Here is a 4,241-nt window from a genome sequence, read left to right on the forward strand (position 1 = left end):
CTGCAGCGCGTCCATGCTCCGGCCCTCCGCCAGCTCCGCCCGCCCGAGCCCGCGGTAGATCCGGGCCCGCTGCGCGGCCGGCGCCGCCCGCCCCTCCACCGTGTCGGCGAACTCGGCCAGCGCGGTCTCCACCCCGAGGATCAGGCCGCTGATGAACAGCGAGTCGAGCGGCCGGTCGTACTCCGGGATCTGCCTGCGCATCTCCCGCACGATCTCGGTGACCAGGCTCGGGCTCTCCCGGCGCAGTTCCTCGGCGAAACCCCGGGGCAGCGCGACGCGCGGTGCGGACACCTGCTCCTCCCGGTCCGGCGGCAGCTTTGTTACCGGTCAGTATCCGTCGATGTTACCGACCGGTCAACACCGCCGCGCGCCGCCGGCGCCGGCTCGCCCGGCCCGGGCCGGAAAGCGCTCAGCCCCATGACAGAGCCGTGACCGGCCCCGGCGTGATTCCTATCAAGTGCGGAACGTGTTCTGCCGCCGCCCGGCCGGGCGCGTTGACGCTCGCCGCGCCCCGCTCCTACCGTCACGCCCCGAACGCGCCGCGCCCCCGCAGCCCTCGGCCCGCCGCGCTCCGCCGCCCGTGCGCGGTGTTTCGGATAAGCGGTGCCCCACGCCGCTGCGCCCACGACTCAAGGGAGAGTCCATGCGGATCCACCTGTCCCTCCGCCGCCGAGGAGTGGCACTCGCCGCCGCGCTGCTCGGCTCGCTCGGCCTCGCCACGCTCGGGGCCACCCCCGCGTCGGCCGCCTCGAACTACCCGGTGAACTACAGCTTCGCCACCGGCTTCGTGGCCGGATTCCTGTTCCCGAACAGCGCGCCGGCCGGTGCGAACAACTGGAGCTGCAAGCCCGGCGCGGCTCACCCGTACCCGGTCGTCCTGGTGCACGGCACGGTCGAGAACATGAACGACAACTGGGGCGGCGCCTCGCCGCTGCTGGCCGACAACGGCTACTGCGTCTTCGCCTTCAACTACGGCGGCGCGACCTCGAGCTCCGACCTGCAGGGCACCGGCGACATCGCCACCAGCGCGGGCCAGCTGGCCACCTTCGTCAACCAGGTGCTCGCCGCCACCGGCGCGGCCAAGGTGGACATCGTCGGCCACTCCCAGGGCGGCATGATGCCCCGGTACTACATCGACTTCCTGGGCGGCGCGAGCACCGTCGACAAGCTCGTCGCGCTCGCCCCGAGCAACAACGGCACCACGCTCGACGGACTGACCGAGCTCGGCACCGAACTGAGCCTGCTCGAGCCCGCCAACTCCTTCCTGACCACGATCTGCACCTCGTGCGTCGAGCAGGAGGTGGGCTCCTCCTTCCTCACCACCCTCAACTCCGGCGGCGAGACGGTTCCCTCGGTCAGCTACACGGTGATCGAGTCCAAGGACGACGAGGTGGTCACCCCTTACACCAACGCCTTCCTGCCCGCGGCCTCGAACGTCACCGACATCCTGGTGCAGAACCAGTGCGTCCTGGACGAGAGCGACCACCTCGAGATCGCCTACGACCCGATCGCGCTGACCGACATGCTCAACGCGCTCGACCCGGCGCACCCGAAGTCCATCCCGTGCCAGCTGGTGCTCCCGGTCACCGGCCCGGTGCTGTGATCTAGGCAGGCTCTGGCAGTCCCTGGTGGGGGAGCAGTCGGCGGTCCGCCCGGCCGGGCGGACCGCCGACGTCGGGTTCTGTCGTTGAGCTCTGTCGGGGCCTCGGGTTCTCAGACCCCGACCGCGTGCGGCGCGCGCTGCTGCGCGGTGCCCTCGACCGGAGCGGAGGCGTCGTCGCCGAGCCGCAGCACGCGGTTGGCGGCGTCCACGTGCACCACGCGCGGGCTGTACCCGGCCTCCGCGCCGTAGGCGACCTGCAGATAGCTGATCAGGATCACCAGGTCGCCGGGGTGCACCAGGTGCGCGGCGGCGCCGTTGATTCCGATCACGCCGGAGCCGCGTTCGCCCTCGATGACGTAGGTCTCCAGGCGGGCGCCGTTGGTCACGTCCACGAGGGCCACGAGCTCCCCGGCGAGCAGATCGGCGGCCTCCATCAGGTCGCGGTCCACCGTGACCGAACCGACATAGTCGAGGTCGGCGTGCGTCACGGTGGCACGGTGGATCTTGGATTTGAGCATGGTCCGGTACACGGAACCTCCCGGTGGCAGTACCCGTCGAGGGCCGGAAACCGGCTCCCCGCTTGGCGATTGCACCCTAACGCAGCCTGCTCGCGCCCCGCCGCGCCCCCGCGCCGTCCCCGGGTCCCGGGCGGGCCGGCCGACCGCTCCGGACAAGCGTTTTCGCTCTCTGCTCCGATCTCTTCGCCGATCTCACGTCACAGCCGTCACCTGCACGGCTACAATCCCTGCGTGGATGCCAAGCCGGTTCCGCCCGCCTCGCCGACGCTCGAGCACGTCGCGCGGGTGGCCGGGGTGTCCCGGGCCACCGTTTCGCGGGTGATCAACAATGTACGCAACGTCGATCCGCAGCTGGCCGAGGCCGTGCGCGCCGCCGTGGAGCAGACCGGGTACGTGCCCAACCAGGCCGCCCGGTCGCTGGTGACGCGGCGCACCAACTCGGTCGCGCTGGTCGTCTCGGAGGGGGAGCACCGCAGCGTGCCGGTCTCCGATCCGTTCGTGGGCCGCATCTTCACCGACCCCTTCTTCGGCCGCATCGTCGCCGGGCTGTTCTCGGTGCTGCGCCCGCGCGCGGTCAACCTGGCGCTGATGTTCGTCGAGACCGACGAGATGCGCCGGCAGCTGCTCGGCTATCTGCGCCAGGGCCACGTGGACGGGGTGCTGCTGGTCTCCTCGCACGCGCAGGACCCGCTGCCCCGGATGCTCACCGACTCGGGCCTGCCCGCGGTGCTCTCCGAGCGGCCCTCGGGCGAACTGCACATCAGCTACGTCGACTCGCCGCAGCGGGCCGGGGCCGCGCTGGCCGCCGAGCACCTGGCCCGGCGCGGCTGCCGCCACGTCGCGACGATCTCCGGGCCGCTCGACATGCCGGCCGGCCGGGATCGGCTCGACGGGTTCAGGGACGAGATGGCCAAGTACGGATACGCCCACATCCCGGCGGTCGAGGGCTATTTCACGCAGGACAGCGGCAGCGCCGCGATGGCCCGCCTGCTCGATGAGTACCCTGAGATCGACGGCGTGTTCGCGGCGAACGACCTGATGGCCCTGGGCGCCGTCACGGTGCTGCACGAGCGCGGCCGGCGCATCCCGGAGGACACCGCCGTGGTGGGCTTCGACGACAGCCACGCCGCCCTGCTGTGCCGCCCGGCCCTGACCACCGTGCACCAGCCGGTCGAGGAGATGGCCGCCGAGATGGCCCGCATCCTGCTCGACCGGATAGACCGTCCCGACCTGCCCGCCGCCTGCGCCATCTTCGACCCCACTCTGGTCGTGCGCGCCTCGGCCTGAGGCGCGGGTTGAGTCAAGCGTGGGGCGCCGGCGCACGCCGGTGGATAAGTCCTATGATGCACGGACTACTCCGTTCTCCTGAAATGACCGAGAAAAACGGAAGAGGACGGATAGAGCTGGTTAGGCTTCGGGTATGCGGATCCGAAGGCTTATCGGCACTTTTCTGCCGGTGCTCACCCTGACCGCAGTCGCCGTGGGTTCGGGGGCTGGCGCGGAGGCGGTGCGCGCCCGGCATTCCGCCGTGTCCGCGCCCGCCCGCTGGGCCCCCTACGCACTCGACGCCGACGGATCAGCCTCCGGATCAGCTCCCGGATCGCCCTCCGACGCGGCGGGTTCCAGCCCCTGGCTCGAGGATCCGACCCCGCGTCAGGGCCGGATGATCCCGTCCGCCACCGCGCTGCCGCTCCGCGAGCCCGGACTCAGCCCCCTGCAGGCGGCCCAGATCCTGCGGCTCGCCCTGGCCGTACCGGGCGCCTCCGCACAGACCGATCCACCCGGCACGCCGGCGCCCGCGAACGACGGGCTCGGGCTCTCCCCGGCCCACGCCTACGCCGGCGTGCAGGCCGGGCCGGACGCGTCGGTGCGGGTCGACCGGGCCGACGGCAACGCGTTGGTGACGCTGACGGCCCTGCGGGTGCCCGGGCGCGGCGTGAGCTCCTTCGTCCGGCTCAGCTACAACAGCCTGGACCCGACCGCGTCTCCGATCGGCCCCGGCTGGTCGCTCGACGCCGCGACCCTGGTCCCGGTCGGCCAGTACCTGCGCGCACTGCCCGAGCCGCAGCAGGGTTCGTTCACGCCGCAGGGTTCGTCCACGCAGCAGGGTTCGTCCACCG

Annotated in this window: 5 protein-coding genes; 3 read left to right on the plus strand and 2 right to left on the minus strand. The window is 71.9% G+C overall.

Translation table 11 applies throughout. From position 1 onward, the window contains the following. Window positions 1-291: PucR-like N-terminal domain-containing protein (locus tag KDL01_RS39380; RefSeq protein WP_212533829.1), on the minus strand; the 291-nt coding region annotated here is incomplete at its 3' end. A gap of 352 nt (window positions 292-643) precedes the next feature. Here KDL01_RS39380 and KDL01_RS39385 point away from each other — a divergent pair. Beyond that, window positions 644-1,603, plus strand: coding sequence for an esterase/lipase family protein (locus tag KDL01_RS39385; RefSeq protein ID WP_212533830.1), 960 nt, complete (start codon window positions 644-646; stop codon window positions 1,601-1,603). A 110-nt stretch (window positions 1,604-1,713) separates the two neighbouring features. Here the strand turns inward: KDL01_RS39385 and panD are convergent, their stop codons facing one another. Further along, on the minus strand, window positions 1,714-2,133 hold the full coding sequence (panD, locus tag KDL01_RS39390) for an aspartate 1-decarboxylase (RefSeq protein ID WP_212533831.1): 420 nt from the start codon (window positions 2,131-2,133) through the stop codon (window positions 1,714-1,716). A gap of 219 nt (window positions 2,134-2,352) precedes the next feature. On the opposite strand from panD, the gene KDL01_RS39395 reads away from it, so the two are divergent. Both KDL01_RS39395 and KDL01_RS39400 read left to right on the plus strand, forming a co-directional pair. Further along, window positions 2,353-3,408 (plus strand): LacI family DNA-binding transcriptional regulator, encoded by a 1,056-nt coding sequence (locus KDL01_RS39395; RefSeq protein ID WP_212533832.1) that lies wholly within the window; start codon window positions 2,353-2,355, stop codon window positions 3,406-3,408. A 133-nt stretch (window positions 3,409-3,541) separates the two neighbouring features. Then, window positions 3,542-4,241, plus strand: a 700-nt coding sequence (locus tag KDL01_RS39400) for a hypothetical protein (protein WP_212533833.1), incomplete at its 3' end; no start/stop codon positions are given.

This window comes from Actinospica durhamensis (assembly GCF_018139695.1).
GTDB classification, from domain to species: domain Bacteria; phylum Actinomycetota; class Actinomycetes; order Streptomycetales; family Catenulisporaceae; genus Actinospica; species Actinospica durhamensis.

Coding starts and splice junctions, on each gene's coding strand:
- KDL01_RS39385 (WP_212533830.1), top strand. CDS start 644: ATGCGGATCCACCTGTCCCTCCGCCGCCGAGGAGTGGCACTCGCCGCC.